The organism is Enterobacter sp. IF2SW-B1, from assembly GCF_001743375.1.
GTDB lineage: Bacteria > Pseudomonadota > Gammaproteobacteria > Enterobacterales > Enterobacteriaceae > Enterobacter > Enterobacter bugandensis.
Genome location: NZ_MJAA01000011.1, coordinates 56,224 through 71,651, shown reverse-complemented (window position 1 = coordinate 71,651; position 15,428 = coordinate 56,224). Strand labels below are relative to the sequence as shown.

11 protein-coding genes are annotated in these 15,428 nt (G+C 57.7%); 6 read left to right on the top strand and 5 right to left on the bottom strand.

Annotation, left to right across the window (positions count from 1 at the left end):
* Window positions 1-27 precede the first annotated feature (27 nt).
* On the bottom strand, window positions 28-1,536 hold the full coding sequence (gene glpD / locus A6013_RS20020; protein WP_069733641.1) for a glycerol-3-phosphate dehydrogenase: 1,509 nt from the start codon (window positions 1,534-1,536) through the stop codon (window positions 28-30).
* A 188-nt stretch (window positions 1,537-1,724) separates the two neighbouring features.
* Here glpD and glpE point away from each other — a divergent pair, with 188 nt between their 5' ends.
* From glpE to A6013_RS20000, 3 genes are read left to right on the top strand one after another with little or no spacing between them, the layout of a single operon-like run.
* Window positions 1,725-2,057, top strand: a complete 333-nt coding sequence (gene glpE, locus A6013_RS20010; protein WP_028014686.1) for a thiosulfate sulfurtransferase GlpE — start codon at window positions 1,725-1,727, stop codon at window positions 2,055-2,057.
* 47 nt (window positions 2,058-2,104) lie between these two features.
* Window positions 2,105-2,935 carry a rhomboid family intramembrane serine protease GlpG gene (glpG, locus tag A6013_RS20005; RefSeq protein ID WP_069733640.1) on the top strand — a complete coding sequence of 277 codons (831 nt, stop codon included), beginning with the start codon at window positions 2,105-2,107 and terminating at the stop codon, window positions 2,933-2,935.
* Between the two features lie 16 nt (window positions 2,936-2,951).
* Window positions 2,952-3,710 carry a DeoR/GlpR family transcriptional regulator gene (locus tag A6013_RS20000; RefSeq protein ID WP_028014684.1) on the top strand — a complete coding sequence of 253 codons (759 nt, stop codon included), beginning with the start codon at window positions 2,952-2,954 and terminating at the stop codon, window positions 3,708-3,710.
* A 61-nt stretch (window positions 3,711-3,771) separates the two neighbouring features.
* Here the strand turns inward: A6013_RS20000 and malT are convergent, their stop codons facing one another.
* On the bottom strand, window positions 3,772-6,477 hold the full coding sequence (gene malT, locus A6013_RS19995; protein WP_047367202.1) for an HTH-type transcriptional regulator MalT: 2,706 nt from the start codon (window positions 6,475-6,477) through the stop codon (window positions 3,772-3,774).
* Window positions 6,478-7,062: 585 nt separating this feature from the next.
* On the opposite strand from malT, the gene malP reads away from it, so the two are divergent.
* Both malP and malQ read left to right on the top strand, forming a co-directional pair.
* A complete protein-coding gene (malP, locus tag A6013_RS19990) occupies window positions 7,063-9,456 on the top strand; it encodes a maltodextrin phosphorylase (protein ID WP_069733639.1) in 2,394 nt (797 codons plus the stop codon).
* A gap of 9 nt (window positions 9,457-9,465) precedes the next feature.
* Window positions 9,466-11,547 (top strand): 4-alpha-glucanotransferase, encoded by a 2,082-nt coding sequence (gene malQ / locus A6013_RS19985; RefSeq protein ID WP_069733638.1) that lies wholly within the window; start codon window positions 9,466-9,468, stop codon window positions 11,545-11,547.
* A 59-nt stretch (window positions 11,548-11,606) separates the two neighbouring features.
* Here malQ and gntT read toward each other — a convergent pair whose 3' ends face one another.
* The 3 genes from gntT to gntX all read right to left on the bottom strand — a co-directional run bounded on the left by gntT (window position 11,607) and on the right by gntX (window position 14,550).
* The gene (gntT, locus tag A6013_RS19980; protein WP_028014680.1) at window positions 11,607-12,923 is read right to left on the bottom strand and encodes a gluconate transporter; all 1,317 of its coding nucleotides are present in this window, start codon (window positions 12,921-12,923) and stop codon (window positions 11,607-11,609) included.
* A gap of 306 nt (window positions 12,924-13,229) precedes the next feature.
* Window positions 13,230-13,805, bottom strand: a complete 576-nt coding sequence (gene nfuA, locus A6013_RS19975) for a Fe-S biogenesis protein NfuA (protein WP_003861601.1) — start codon at window positions 13,803-13,805, stop codon at window positions 13,230-13,232.
* Window positions 13,806-13,866: 61 nt separating this feature from the next.
* Complete coding sequence (gene gntX / locus A6013_RS19970) at window positions 13,867-14,550, bottom strand: DNA utilization protein GntX (RefSeq protein WP_069733637.1); 684 nt, start codon at window positions 14,548-14,550, stop codon at window positions 13,867-13,869.
* 36 nt (window positions 14,551-14,586) lie between these two features.
* Between gntX and bioH the strand changes: the two genes are divergently transcribed.
* Complete coding sequence (gene bioH, locus A6013_RS19965) at window positions 14,587-15,360, top strand: pimeloyl-ACP methyl ester esterase BioH (RefSeq protein ID WP_028014677.1); 774 nt, start codon at window positions 14,587-14,589, stop codon at window positions 15,358-15,360.
* The last annotated feature ends 68 nt before the right edge of the window (window positions 15,361-15,428 follow it).

Sequence of the window (15,428 nt, the reverse complement as noted above, 5' to 3'; positions counted from 1 at the left end):
AGCGGTAACGCCACCGGGCTTTTTACATCACGACGCCAGCGAAAGCTCACGCTTCCCCGCATGCTGCTGCAGCCACTGCGCCACGCGAGACTGCTGCTCGGCGTTAAGCCACATCCCTTCTTTGGTACGACGCCAGATGGCATCTTCAAGGCGGCGAACCCACTCGTGATCAACCAGGTAGCGCAGCTCGGCCTCGTACAGCTCGTGGCCGAAATGTTCACCCAGATCGGCAAGCGATTTCGCGTCGCCCAGGAACAGCTCGGTATTGCTGCCGTAGGTGCGGGCGTAGTGGCGCGCCATCCCTTCGGTAATGAACGGGAAGCGACGGCGCAGCTTCGCGGCGTAATCGTCGCGGTTTCCGCCAATATCTCCGCCGGGCAGCACTGCCTCTTTGGTCCACGCCGGGCCAATACCTTTGTAGTACGGCGCCAGTTTTTCCAGCGCGTGCTCGGCCAGCTTGCGGTAGGTAGTCAGCTTGCCGCCAAACACCGACAGCAGCGGTGCCTGACCGTCTACGTCGTGGATATCAAGCGTGTAGTCACGGGTGATGGCCTGCGGTGAGTCAGACTCGTCATCGCACAGCGGACGCACGCCGGAGTAGGTCCAGACCACGTCATCGCGCGACAGCTGTTTCTTAAAGTGTGCGTTATACACTTTCAACAGGTAGTTCACTTCGCTCTCGTCGATCTCGACGTTTTTCGGATCGCCCTTGTACTCCACGTCGGTGGTGCCGATGATGGAGAATTCGTCCATCCACGGGATCACAAACACGATGCGTTTATCTTCGTTTTGCAGGATATAAGCCTGCTTCTGGGTATGCACGCGCGGCACCACAATGTGGCTGCCTTTGATCAGGCGGATGCCGTACGGCGAAGGCAGGTGCATGCCGTCGTCGAAGAACTGCTTCACCCACGGGCCGGTGGCGTTCACCAGGCCGCGCGCCTTCCAGCTAAACTTCTCGCCGGTATCCACGTCTTCCGCTTCCACAATCCACAGGCCGTTTTCACGACGGGCGGCGGTCGCGTGGGTGCGGGTTTTCACCTCGCCGCCTTTCTTCTCGACCATCTGCGCATTCGCCAGAACCAGACGCGCATCGTCCACCCAGCAGTCTGAATATTCGAAACCGCGCACGATTTCCGGCTTAAGGACCGATTCTGAGCCAAAACGCAAACCGTTCGAACCCGGCAGGCTGGTGCGTTTGCCCAGATGATCGTACATAAACAGGCCGATGCGGATCATCCACGCCGGACGCAGGTGCGGACGGTGCGGCAGGCGGAAGCGCATCGGGATCGCCAGATGCGGGGCCATTTTCAGCAGCACTTCGCGTTCGGCCAGCGCTTCGCTGACCAGGCGGAATTCGTAGTGTTCCAGGTAGCGCAGGCCACCGTGGATCAGCTTGGAGCTGGCGGACGACGTCGCGCAGGCGAGATCGTTAGCTTCCAGCATCAGCACGGATAAACCGCGTCCTGCGGCATCAACCGCAATACCGGCACCGTTGATGCCACCGCCTATCACAATCAGATCTTTGGTTTCCATAACACCCTCATGCACTTTCGTTAAAGCTCAAAAATGTTCGATATCGCTCATAATAGCAAAGGAACGCGCTTTTGGTAACATCAAAAAAACAATTTAGAGTGATATGGATAACATAATGGCGTTTACCCGCCGCCAGGACGTACACTACGGGGTAAAATCTTGTCGTTGACCACTGTAAAGAGAACACCATGGATCAGTTTGAATGTATTAACGTAGAAGAAGCCCACCAGAAGATGCACCAGGGAAAAGCGGTGCTGGTGGACATCCGCGACCCGCAGAGTTTTGCTATGGGCCACACGCCGGGCGCGTTTCATCTGACCAACGACACGCTGGGCGCGTTTATGCGCGATAACGACTTCGAAACGCCCGTTATGGTCATGTGCTACCACGGCAATAGCAGCAAAGGCGCGGCGCAGTATCTGATTCAGCAAGGCTATGACGCGGTATACAGCGTCGACGGCGGCTTTGATGCCTGGCATCGTCATTTCCCGGCAGAAGTGGAATACGCGTTTGAGCGCTAATCCCGCTATACTGTCCCCTTTTGTGTGGAAATAAGCGACCGCTGCCCATGTTGATGATCACCTCTTTTACCAACCCGCGCGTCGCCCAGGCGTTTGTCGACTATATGGCGACGCAGGGCGTTATTCTGACCATTCAGCAACATACTCAGACCGACATCTGGCTGGCCGATGAGAGCCAGGCAGGGCGGGTCAACGAGGAGCTGGCGCGTTTCCTTGAGAACCCCGGCGACCCGCGTTATCTGGCGGCCAGCTGGCAATCCGGGCAGACCGGCAGCGGACTGCATTACAGCCGCTTTCCCTTCCTTGCCACGATACGCGAGCGCGCAGGCCCGTTTACGCTGCTGCTGATGGCAGCCTGCATTATCGTCTTCATTATTATGAACGTGGTGGGCGACCAGAGCGTGATGATCGCGCTGGCGTGGCCGTATGACCCGTCGCTGGATTTTGACGTCTGGCGCTACTTTACCCACGCGCTGATGCATTTCTCGGTGATGCATATCCTCTTTAACCTGCTGTGGTGGTGGTATCTCGGCGGTATCGTTGAGAAGCGGCTCGGCAGCGGCAAGCTGATTGTCATCACCGTAATCAGCGCCCTGCTGAGCGGCTATGTACAGCATAAATTCAGCGGCCCGTGGTTCGGCGGGCTGTCGGGTGTCGTCTACGCTTTGATGGGCTACGTCTGGCTTCGCGGGGAGCGCGACCCGCAAAGCGGCATCTATTTACAACGCGGATTAATAGCCTTTGCGTTAATATGGCTAATTGCCGGATGGTTTGATCTGTTTGGTATGTCTATCGCCAATGGTGCGCACGTCACCGGCCTCGCCGTCGGTCTTGCAATGGCGCTTGCCGACACGCTCCATGCGCGAAAACGAACATAATTCTCAGGGATAATTGATGAAACAAACACAACGTCATGACGCCATTATCGAACTGGTCAAAAAACAGGGATACGTCAGCACCGAAGAGCTGGTCGAGCAGTTTGCCGTCAGCCCGCAAACCATCCGTCGTGACCTGAACGATCTGGCCGATCAGAACCGTATTTTGCGCCACCACGGCGGCGCGGCGCTGCCTTCCAGCTCGGTCAACACCTCCTGGCACGACCGTAAAGCCACGCAGACGGCAGAAAAAGAGCGCATTGCGCGTAAAGTGGCGAGCCAAATCCCGAACGGTGCGACGCTGTTTATTGACATCGGCACCACGCCAGAAGCGGTTGCTCATGCGCTGCTGGATCACGAGAACCTGCGCGTGGTGACCAACAACCTGAACGTCGCGAACACGTTGATGCAGAAAGATGATTTCCGCATCATCCTCGCGGGCGGCGAACTGCGCAGCCGCGACGGCGGAATTATTGGCGAAGCGACGCTCGACTTTATCTCTCAGTTCCGCCTCGACTTCGGCATCCTGGGGATCAGCGGCATCGACACCGACGGCTCACTGCTGGAGTTTGATTACCACGAGGTGCGCACCAAGCGCGCGATTATTGAGAACTCGCGCCACGTAATGCTGGTGGTTGATCACTCGAAGTTTGGCCGTAACGCGATGGTGAACATGGGCAGCATCAGCATGGTGGATGCGGTCTATACCGACGTGATGCCGCCAGCGGGCGTGATGCAGGTGATTAAGGATAATAATTTGCAGTTAGAGTTGTGTTGAAAAGCCGTTCTCCCTCTCCCTGTGGGAGAGGGCCGGGGTGAGGGCATCAGGCCGCACAAAACTAAACTCCGTACCCCATCATCTTCAACAGCTGCTGCGCATGCTGCACCGCATCCTGACGGTGCGCCACGCCCAGCTTCTGATACAGATTGCGAATGTGCGTTTTGATGGTGGTTGCCGCCACCGCCAGCTCACCGGCAATCTGCTCGTTGCTATAGCCTGAATAGATCAGCCCCAGCACCTGCCATTCGCGCTGGGTGAGCGGGCTGGTGCGAATAAGCTCCGGCACTTCCGGGTGGTTCAGCAGGCGTTCAACAAAGTTCTCGTCGAAATGCGCAAACTTGTGGCGATGGTGCTGATTAATCTCGCGCAGGATTCGCTGGGCGCGATGCTGATCCAGCTCCGGCAGCGTGTTGAGCTGAATCAGCTGGCGCAACTGCTGCGCCATCACTTCACCTTCAATCACGAAGTGGCTAATAAACCCGGTGCGGTTCGCCAGCTGCAAGGCTTCCAGCAGCACGCGCTGGGCGTCATTTTTGCGGCCCGCCTGCCAGTAAAGCTGGTTGAGCAGCAGCAGGTTGCGGTTCAGGTCGCTCATCAAACGCAGGCTGCGGGCGTTTTCGTTTAACTCTTCCAGCACAATTTCGGCAGGCTCAAAGTCACCCAGCAGGATCTGCACGCGGGCGATGTTACGCCACTGGCTTTGCAGGAAGTGGTTATTGGCAAATTCCGGTTTAGGCGTCTGGCGCAGCCAGTTGGCGGCGGATTTTTTGTCCCCCGTCATCTGCCAGTAAATCACCCGAACCTTGTCGGCGTTCGATACCCAGTCGCTGTGGTACTGACCGTTGCCGAGCAGGTTTTCCAGACGGTTAAGGTGATTGCGGGCGTTATCCAGATCGCCGCGCGCCAGCGAGCACTGCACCAGCAGGGCCAGACACTGCAATTGCTGCTGAGGCTGGAAGCCAGAGAGCACGTTCACACCCTGACGGGCGCAGCTTTCTGCTTCATCCAGACGCGACCATGCCCACAGCAGTTGAGCGCGAATACGCAACAGGAACTCGTGCATCGGCAGCTGTTCCAGGTGCTGTTCACGAATCAGCTGGAACGCTTTTTCCTGATTTTCCCAGGCGGCCTGCAGGAACCCCTGTGCGAATAAAATCTCGCTTTGCTGGATCAGGCTCCACAGGGCGTAGTGCCACACATCATGGCGGCGCGCCATCTGCTCGGTTTGCTGCATCAGCGAAAGGGAGCGCGTCAGTTCGCCCTTGCAGTGCAGCACTTCGCCGTGCACCGAGGTAGCCACAATCCGGCTGTAGAAATTCGCCAGCGGCAGTTCATCCAGCGCGACCATCGCCAGCCGTTCCGCTTCATCCGCATCGCCGTCGTTAATCGCGACCTGCGCCCGCAGGGCGTTAAATTCGCCGTGCAGGGTGATATCCATTTCGCTTTCCATCTCCTGCTCGGCGCGCGCCAGCAGGGTATTCACTTCGCTGTAGCGGTGCTGGCTCTGCATCAGCCAGGCCTGGAGCAGCACCAGGCGCGGGTTCTCCAGCAGGCTCTCCCACGGCAAGGCTTTCAACGACTCTTCCAGCAGCGTCAGTTCGCTGTGGTTAAACAGCCCCCACGCGTGGTTAAGCAGGATATCGCGCAGCATGCTGGCGTCACCGGCGGCAAGCGCGTGGTGGATGGCCTCGCTCGGGAAGCCTTGCGCCATCCAGCTTTCGGCGGCGGCGCGGTGGATTTCCGGCAATTCCGTTGCCAGCTCCCACTGGCAGCGCTGGCGCAGGAAGCTGCCAAACAGCGGGTGATAGCTGAACCACTCGCCGGGGTCGTCCATGCGCGTCAGGAACAGGCCCTGACGTTCAATCTCTTCCAGCTGCAGCTGACCGTTCTCACAGCCTGTTACGCGCACAATCAGCGCGTCGTTCATGGAGCGCAGCAGGGAGCTTTTCAGCAGGAAATTGCGGGTGGAGGGATCGACGCTGTTCAGCACCTCATCCACCAGGTAATCCGAAAGATGGCTGGCGTTGATGCCGGCCAGACGGCGCGCAGACTGGTGCGTCGGGCTGTTGTTTTGCCGGGCAGAAAGGGCAATCAGCTGCAGCGCCGTGGCCCAGCCTGCGACATCATCACACAAGCGGCTGCTTTCGGAGGCCTCAATGGGTGAGGTCAGGCGGCAGTCAAAGAACTGTTTCGCTTCCTGGTGGGTAAAGGCCAGCTGCTGGCTGCCCACTTCCAGAAGCTGATCGCGCACGCGCAGGTTGGCAATACCGAGCTGCGGCAGGTTGCGTGACAGCACGACCAGGGTCAGGTTTTCCGGCTGGTGGCGCAGGAAGAAGCGCATCGACTCATGGATAACCGGGTTCGTGATCAGATGATAGTCATCAATCACCACGTACAGCGGGCGATGCCATTCGGCCAGTTCGATAAACAGCTGAGAGAAAAGGGAGGACAGGCTGGCGTACTGGCGCTTTTGCACCATTGCCTCGCTGGCGACGCAGTGTCCGTTGGTTGCCTGTTGAATAGCGGCAATCAGATAGCTGGCAAAACGCTCTTGCTGGTTATCGCCCTCGTCGAGGGAGTACCAGCCAAGATCGCTCTTACCTGCGGCCCATTGTGAAATGAGCGTTGTTTTTCCATAACCTGCAGGGCTCGTAACCAGCGCCAGTCGGAAATTATGCGCGCCGGAAAGTTTAGCCAGCAGACGCTCGCGGACCACTGTATGGTCAAGACGAACCGGGCGACTTAATTTTGACGGAATCAACATAGGTTTCACTTCACTGTGGGGAACGAGAGAATTTATTTTTTTTGCGCTTCGTAATTAATAGCTATAAGGTCGGTCAGAAAGAGAACTATTGCAAGTTATGTCTGGCTTTTGTGGCTCTGAATTTGCACTCTGTCACAAAACATTCCGGCCAGTGCTGGAACTTTTTTGAAAAGGCTTTGATGCCGCGTCAATGCTGGCTTGTATGGATGTCGCTAGGCTGGGCTGAAACTGGTTTCAGAAAGGTATAATGACGTCGAATTTAATAAACTTCGGGTAAAGTTGAGTGAGATTAATAATCTCCTTAGGCAGGACCCGATTGCTGAAATATTATTCTCCGTAAGCAATCATTTCCGCGTGGATTAATTTCATCTAAAACCGCATTTCATTTCTTTGACATTCTCCCCGGTTACTTTTTTATCTTCCGGGCACACTCAAGCTATGCTCTCAGAGTGGCCTCGATCACACTTTTACGCTCATCCCCGCTACTCCTCCCTGTCTAATCCCCCACGGGAGGAGGAAGAGGTGAAATGAGCCAGGCACACTAGCGCCAACTTGTGTTTTCTTTCTAAAGGATGCCGATCCCCTATGTCACAGCCTACCTTCAACAAAGCTCAATTCCAGGCTGCCCTGACGCGTCAGTGGCAGCGTTTTGGCCTTCATGCTGCAAACGAGATGACGCCTCACCAGTGGTGGCAGGCGGTAAGCGGGGCGCTCGCAGAGCAGCTGGATGCTCAGCCCGTGGCGAAGCCCGTCAACGGCCAGCGTCACGTTAACTATATCTCGATGGAGTTCCTGATTGGCCGCCTGACCGGCAACAACCTGCTGAACCTTGGCTGGTATCAGGAGGTGGGTGATGTGCTGAAAGAGCACGACATTAACCTGACCGACCTGCTGGAAGAAGAGATCGACCCGGCGCTGGGCAACGGCGGACTGGGGCGTCTGGCGGCCTGTTTCCTTGACTCTATGGCAACGGTCGGCCAGTCGGCGATTGGCTATGGCCTGAACTACCAGTACGGCCTGTTCCGTCAGTCGTTTGCCGACGGCCACCAGATGGAAGCGCCGGACGACTGGCATCGCAATACCTACCCGTGGTTCCGCCACAACGCGCAGCTGGACGTGCAGGTCGGCATCGGCGGGAAAGTGACGAAGCAGGGGCTCTGGGAACCGGCGTTCACTATTACCGGTGAAGCCTGGGATCTGCCGGTGCTCGGCTACCGTAACGGCGTGGCGCAGCCGCTGCGTCTGTGGCAGGCGAAGCACGCGCATCCGTTCAACCTGACCAAATTCAACGACGGCGATTTCCTGCGCGCCGAGCAGCAGGGGATCGACGCCGAGAAGCTGACCAAAGTCCTCTATCCGAACGATAACCACCTGGCGGGTAAAAAGCTGCGCCTGATGCAGCAGTACTTCCAGTGCGCCTGCTCCGTGGCGGATATTCTGCGTCGCCATCACCTGGCGGGCCGCAAGCTGGCGCAGCTGCCGGACTTCGAAGTCATTCAGCTTAACGATACGCACCCGACTATTGCCATCCCGGAACTGCTGCGCGTGCTGATTGATGAGCATCAGCTGAGCTGGGACGACGCCTGGGCCATCACCAGCCGCACCTTCGCCTATACCAACCACACCCTGATGCCGGAAGCGCTGGAGTGCTGGGATGAGAAGCTGGTGAAAACGCTGCTGCCGCGCCACATGCAGATCATCAACAAGATTAACGACCAGTTCAAAACGCTGGTGGAGAAAACCTGGCCGGGCGACAAAGCCGTCTGGGCGAAGCTGGCGGTGGTGCACGACAAACAGGTGCGTATGGCGAACATGTGCGTGGTGAGCGGCTTTGCCGTTAACGGCGTGGCGGCGCTGCACTCCGATCTGGTGGTGAAAGATCTGTTCCCGGAATATCACCAGCTGTGGCCGACCAAGTTCCACAACGTGACCAACGGCATTACGCCGCGTCGCTGGATCAAGCAGTGCAATCCGCTGCTGGCCGGCCTGCTGGATAAGACCCTGAAGAAAGAGTGGGCCAACGATCTGGACCAGCTGATTAACCTGGAAAAATACGCCGACGATGCGAAATTCCGCGAGCAGTACCGCGCGATCAAGCTGGAGAACAAGGTTCGCCTGGCGGAGTTTGTGAAAATGCGTACCGGGATTGAGATCAACCCGAACGCGATTTTCGATATCCAGATCAAACGCCTGCACGAGTACAAGCGTCAGCACCTGAACCTGCTGCACATTCTGGCGCTGTACAAAGAGATCCGCGAGAACCCGCAGGCCGACCGCGTGCCGCGCGTGTTCCTGTTCGGTGCGAAGGCGGCGCCGGGCTACTACCTGGCGAAAAACATTATCCTCGCCATCAATAAAGTGGCGGCGGCGATCAACAGCGATCCGAAAGTAGGCGACAAGCTGAAGGTCGTGTTCCTGCCGGATTACTGCGTCTCGGCGGCGGAAATGCTGATCCCGGCGGCGGATATCTCCGAGCAGATCTCGACCGCAGGGAAAGAAGCGTCCGGTACTGGCAACATGAAGCTGGCGCTGAACGGCGCGCTGACCGTCGGCACGCTGGACGGTGCGAACGTCGAAATCGCCGAGAAGGTCGGTGAAGAGAACATCTTTATCTTCGGCCATACTGTTGAAGAAGTGAAAGCCATCAAGGCCAAAGGCTACGACCCGGTGAAATGGCGTAAAAAAGACAAAGTGCTGGATGCGGTGCTGAAGGAGCTGGAAAGCGGCAAATACAGCGACGGCGACAAGCACGCGTTTGACCAGATGCTGCACAGCATGGACAAACACGGCGGCGACCCGTACCTGGTGATGGCGGACTTCACGGCCTACGTTGAAGCGCAGAAACAGGTCGACGTGCTGTACCGCGACCAGGAGGCGTGGACCCGGGCGTGCATTCTGAACACCGCGCGCTGCGGCATGTTCAGCTCTGACCGCTCAATCCGTGATTATCAGGCCCGTATCTGGCAGGCAAAACGCTAAGGAAGCGCGATGGAGAGTAAACGTCTGGACAGTGCCGCGCAGGCGGCGGGAATTAGCCTCAGTTACATCAATGCGCACGGCAAACCGCAGTCTATTGGTGCGGACACCAAAAGACGTTTGCTGGATGCCATGCACAAAACCGACGCGAACGCGTCGGCTGCTCCGGTGCCAAACGTGAAGGTCTTTACCGCAGGCAAAAAGATGCCGCTGGCGGTGGAGGGGCGCGGCGAGTATAGCTGGCTGCTCACCACCGAAGAGGGGCATCAGCATAAAGGCCACGCCACCGGCGGCAAAACGTTAAACCTTCCGGCAAAGCTGCCGGAGGGCTATCACAGCCTGACGCTCACCCAGGACGAACAGCGTTTTCACTGCCGGGTGATCGTCGCGCCAAAACGCTGCTATGAGCCGCAGGCATTGCTCGAAGGCAAAAAACTGTGGGGCGCCTGCGTGCAGCTCTATACGCTGCGTTCCGACAGCAACTGGGGGATCGGCGATTTTGGCGATCTGAAAAAGATGCTGGCATCTGTTGGTGAGCGCGGCGGCGCGTTTATCGGCCTCAACCCCATCCACGCGCTCTATCCGGCCAACCCGGAGAGCGCCAGCCCGTACAGCCCGTCTTCCCGACGCTGGCTGAACGTGATTTACATCGACGTTAACGCGTTAGACGATTTCAAAAACAGCAAAGAGGCACAGGCGTGGTGGAAGCTTGAGACCACCCAGCAGCTGCTGAAGCAGGCCCGCGATGCGGACTGGGTAGATTATGCCTCCGTGACCGCGCTGAAAATGGCGGCTCTGCGCCTGGCGTGGAAAGGCTTTGCGAAGCGCGACGACGAGCAGATGGCGGCCTTCCGCCAGTTCGTGATGCAGGAAGGTGAAAGCCTCTACTGGCAGGCGGCATTTGATGCGCTGCACGCGTATCAGGTGAAAGAGGACGAAATGCGCTGGGGCTGGCCGGTCTGGCCGGAAGCGTATCAGACCGTGGATACCCCTGAAGTCAAAGCCTTCTGTAAAAATCATGCCGACGAGGTGGACTTCTACCTGTGGCTGCAGTGGCTGGCGTACAGCCAGTTTGCCGCCTGCTGGCAGGTGAGCCAGGGCTATAAGATGCCGATCGGCCTGTATCGCGATCTGGCCGTGGGCGTGGCGGAAGGCGGCGCGGAAACCTGGTGTGACCGTGAGCTTTACTGCCTGAAAGCATCCGTCGGCGCGCCGCCGGATATCCTCGGCCCGCTCGGTCAGAACTGGGGCCTGCCGCCGATGGATCCGCACGTGATGGCGGCGCGCGCCTACGAGCCGTTTATCGACCTGCTGCGCGCGAACATGCAGAACTGCGGGGCGCTGCGCATCGACCACGTGATGTCCGTGCTGCGCCTGTGGTGGATCCCGTACGGTGAAACGGCGGATCACGGGGCGTACGTGCAGTATCCGGTGGACGATCTGCTGTCGATCCTGGCGCTGGAGAGTAAACGTCATCAGTGCATGGTGATCGGTGAAGATCTCGGTACCGTACCGGTGGAAATTGTCAGCAAGCTCCGCGACAGCGGGGTTTATTCCTACAAAGTGCTCTATTTTGAAAACGACCATGAGAAAACCTTCCGCGCGCCGAAAGCGTACCCTGAACAGTCAATGGCAGTCGCGACGACGCATGATCTTCCTACGCTCAGAGGCTACTGGGAAAGCGGCGATCTGACCCTCGGCAAAACGCTGGGCCTCTATCCAGATGAAGAGGTTCTGCGCGGGCTGTATCAGGACCGCGAGCTGGCGAAGCAGGGGCTGCTGGATGCGCTGCACAAGCATGGCTGTCTGCCGAAGCGTGCCGGACATAAGGCGTCGCTGATGGCAATGACCCCAACGCTCAACCGTGGCCTGCAGCGCTATATTGCCGACAGCAACAGCGCTTTGCTCGGCCTGCAGCCGGAAGACTGGATTGATATGGCGGAGCCGGTGAACGTTCCGGGCACCAGCTATCAGTACAAGAACTGGCGCCGCAAGCTGTCCACAACACTTGAGACGATGTTTGCCGATGACGGGGTTAACAGGCTGATTAAAGATTTGGATAAGCGCAGAAGGGCGGTGGGTAAGAAGTCGTAATTTGCCCCTCACCCTAGCCCTCTCCCCAAAGGGGAGAGGGAAGCGATCGAGCAGGAGATTCAGAGAGCCATATTCAACAGCAGACACCCTACCAGGCCGCAGACCGAAATAATGGTTTCCAGCATTGACCAGGACTTGATGGTCTCACCGATGGTCAGGTTGAAGTACTCCTTGAACAGCCAGAAGCCCGGATCGTTCACGTGAGAGAAAATCACGCTGCCGGAGCCTACCGCAATAACCATCAGCTCAGGGCTGACGCCCGTGGTGGCAATCAGCGGCGCAACGATACCGCCCGCTGTAATCGCCGCAACGGTTGCAGAACCCAGCGCGATACGCAGCACGGCAGCAATAGACCACGCCATCAGGATTGGAGAGATATTGGTTTCATGCATCATGGAAGCGATGTATTTGTCCACGCCGCTGTCGACCAGCACCTGCTTGAACGCACCGCCACCGCCGATAATCAGCAGCATCATGGCAATGATTTTGATGGACGAGGTCAGCGTGTCGTTGATCTGATCCATGGAGCGGCCACGGTTCAGGCCGAAGGTGAACATCGCAATCAATACCGCAATCAGCGTTGCCATCACCGGGTCGCCGAGGAACTCGGCAACGGCCAGGAAAGCGTGGCCTTTCGGCAGGATCATCTCCGCCACGGCGCGCATTGCCATCAGGATCACCGGTACCAGCGAGGTCCAGACGCTGACGCCAAAGCCTGGCATCTCTTCTTCAGTGAAGGTTTTGGCGCTGTACAGACCTTCCGGAATAGGCTTATCAATGCCTTTCAGGAAACGGGCATATACCGGGCCTGCCAGAATTACGGTCGGGATCGCCAGAATCGTACCGAACAGCAGGGTTTTACCCATATCGGCGTGGAAGATGGTGGCGATGGCGGTTGGACCCGGGTGCGGCGGCAGGAAGCCGTGGGTCACGGACAGCGCAGCAGCCATTGGCACACCCACGAACAGCAGCGGGATGTTGGCCGCGGCGGCGATGGTGAACACCAGCGGCAGCATCAGCACGAAGCCCACTTCATAGAACAGCGCGAAACCGACGGTAAAACCGGTTAACACCACCGCCCACTGGATGTTCTTCTTACCAAACTTTTCGATAAGCGTGGTGGCAATACGCTGCGCGCCCCCGCAGTCCGCCAGCATTTTACCGAGCATGGCGCCGAAGCCCATGATCAGCGCCAGGCTGCCGAGCGTGCCGCCGACACCGGCTTTGATAGAGCTGATAACTTTAACCAGCGGCATCCCCTGCATCAGACCGACTGCAAGTGCCACCAGAACCAGAGCGATAAATCCGTTCATTTTGAAGCGGATCATCAAGAGCAGTAATAACACAACACCGATAGCAACGATGACTAATGGCATGATTTACCTGGCCTTTGAATTGTTATGGGTAACGTCATTGTTTCAACGACAAATTCCGGTTGTCCCAACTGGGAACAGAGTGGTTAACGGCACTCATACTGATGCCTGCGAAACAGTTAAGTTTAGTCGGCTGTTATAAGGGTGTTGAGTGCCCACGAGAATGATACGGGTAACATATCGTGGTTGAGAATCACCCGGTGAGGCAAAATTTGAATTATGAGACGCAGGTCAACATATAGAGGGGGAAGGCAAGGGAGTCAGGCCCGGTAAGCGCAGCGCCACCGGGCAATACAGACGGGTACTGAATTAGTAGTAAGAGTGCTCGCCGCGCTGGTGCTCGGTCAGGTCACGCACGCCTTTCAGTTCCGGGAATTCGTTCAGCAGCTGCTTCTCGATCCCTTCTTTCAGGGTCACGTCGACCATGGAGCAACCGTTACAGCCGCCGCCGAACTGCAGGATCGCCAGGCCGTCTTCCGTGATTTCCATCAGGGAAACGCGACCGCCGTGGCCGGCCAGTTGTGGGTTGATCTGGGACTGCAGCAGATACTCAACGCGCTCCATCAGTGGCGCATCGTCAGAGACTTTACGCATTTTGGCGTTTGGCGCTTTCAGGGTCAGCTGAGAACCCAGCTGGTCGGTGACAAAGTCGATTTCCGCATCTTCAAGATACGGCGCGCTCAGTTCATCGACGTAAGCGGTGAGCTGTTCAAATTTAAGGGCAGTGTCAGTTGCTTCCACAGCGTCCGGAGGACAATAAGAGACACCACATTCTGCATTCGGAGTGCCTGGATTGATCACAAACACGCGGATCTGCGTCCCTTCTTCCTGATTTGCCAGCAGTTTGGCAAAGTGCGCTTGTGCAGAATCGGAAATACGGATCATAGCTTTGGCCTAATAGTTGACTAAATTACCTGGGTATAATCATACGCCCATTGAAGAAGGGCTACAAGGTACGGCACAGACACCATACCTGAACCGACGCGGCGCCGCTTTGCAAAAGCAGTCGAGAAAGTTCAGCAACGGTACTGCCTGTGGTGACGACGTCATCCACGATGGCGATATGGAGGCCGTGGACCGGCAATTCAAGGCGAAAGGCGTTTTTCAGGTTCCTTTTGCGAAGCCGGGCGTTGAGCTGATGCTGGATGGCGGTGGCATGAACGCGGGTAAGCGCGCTGGCATCGTAGCGACAACCCAGCCACCGGGCGAGCGGGCGGCAGAGCAGGTCGCTTTGATTATAGCCGCGCCGCCAGTGCCGGCGTCGGTATAAGGGGACATTCACCACCATGTCGATTTTCGGCAAAGCGCGGGTTCGTCGCGCCTGTAAAACGGCCAGCAAAAGCAGGCGGGCAAGGGGCTGCGCCAGCGAACTCTGGCCGGAAAACTTCAGGGCGTGAATAAGCCCGCTCAGCGGCGGAACATAATCATCCACGGCCACCAGCGCGCTCCACGGCGGGGATTTTTTCAGGCAGCGGCCGCAGGGCAAATCGCGGTTCGCCGCCGGTAAACCACATTGCGGGCAGGTTGTGATATGCCTTTCCAGCGAACGCGTGCAGACGGAACAGACGCCCCACGCGCTGAGGGCAAGCGGCATTTTGCATAGCCAGCACAAGCCAGGCACTGTTAGCATGTGCAACCTCCATGTGAAAAAAGAGAACAGTAACTGATGAAGACGCTGTGGTGGCAGACCGTAGGGACAGGAAATTGCCATCTTGTGCTGCTGCACGGATGGGGCCTGAATGCGGAAGTGTGGCATTGCATAAGCGAGGAACTTGCCTCGCAATTTACGTTACATCTGGTTGATCTGCCGGGCTATGGTCGCAGCCGTGGCTTTGGCGCGATGTCGCTTGATGAAATGGCGCAGCACGTTGTAGACGCCGCGCCGCAAAATGCCATCTGGCTGGGCTGGAGTCTGGGCGGGCTGGTGGCAAGCCAGATTGCGCTCTCCTGGCCCGAGCGCGTTAGGGCGCTAGTCACCGTGGCCTCGTCGCCATGCTTTAGCGCGCAAGAGGCGTGGCCCGGCATCAAACCTGACGTTCTGGCGGGCTTCCAGCAGCAGCTGAGCGACGATTTCCAGCGGACCGTTGAGCGATTCCTCGCCTTGCAGACGATGGGCACCGAAACCGCGCGTCAGGATGCCAGAGCGTTAAAGCAGGTGGTGCTCTCCCTGCCGATGCCGGACGTTGAGGTGCTTAACGGCGGTCTGGAGATCCTGAAAACGGCCGATCTGCGCGAGCCGCTGGCCGGGCTGAGCATGCCGCACCTGCGCATCTATGGCTATCTCGACGGGCTGGTGCCGCGCAAAGTGGTCCCACTTCTGGATTCCCTCTGGCCGGACAGCGAATCACAGGTCATAGCAAAAGCCGCGCATGCGCCGTTTATCTCTCATCCGACGGAATTTTGTTCAGCCTTGGTTGCGTTAAGTCAACGTTTAGACTGATTATTTTCTATCCAGCCTGGAAAAAGTTACACACCGCAACCATACTCCAGATGTCGTTGCGGTTGTTC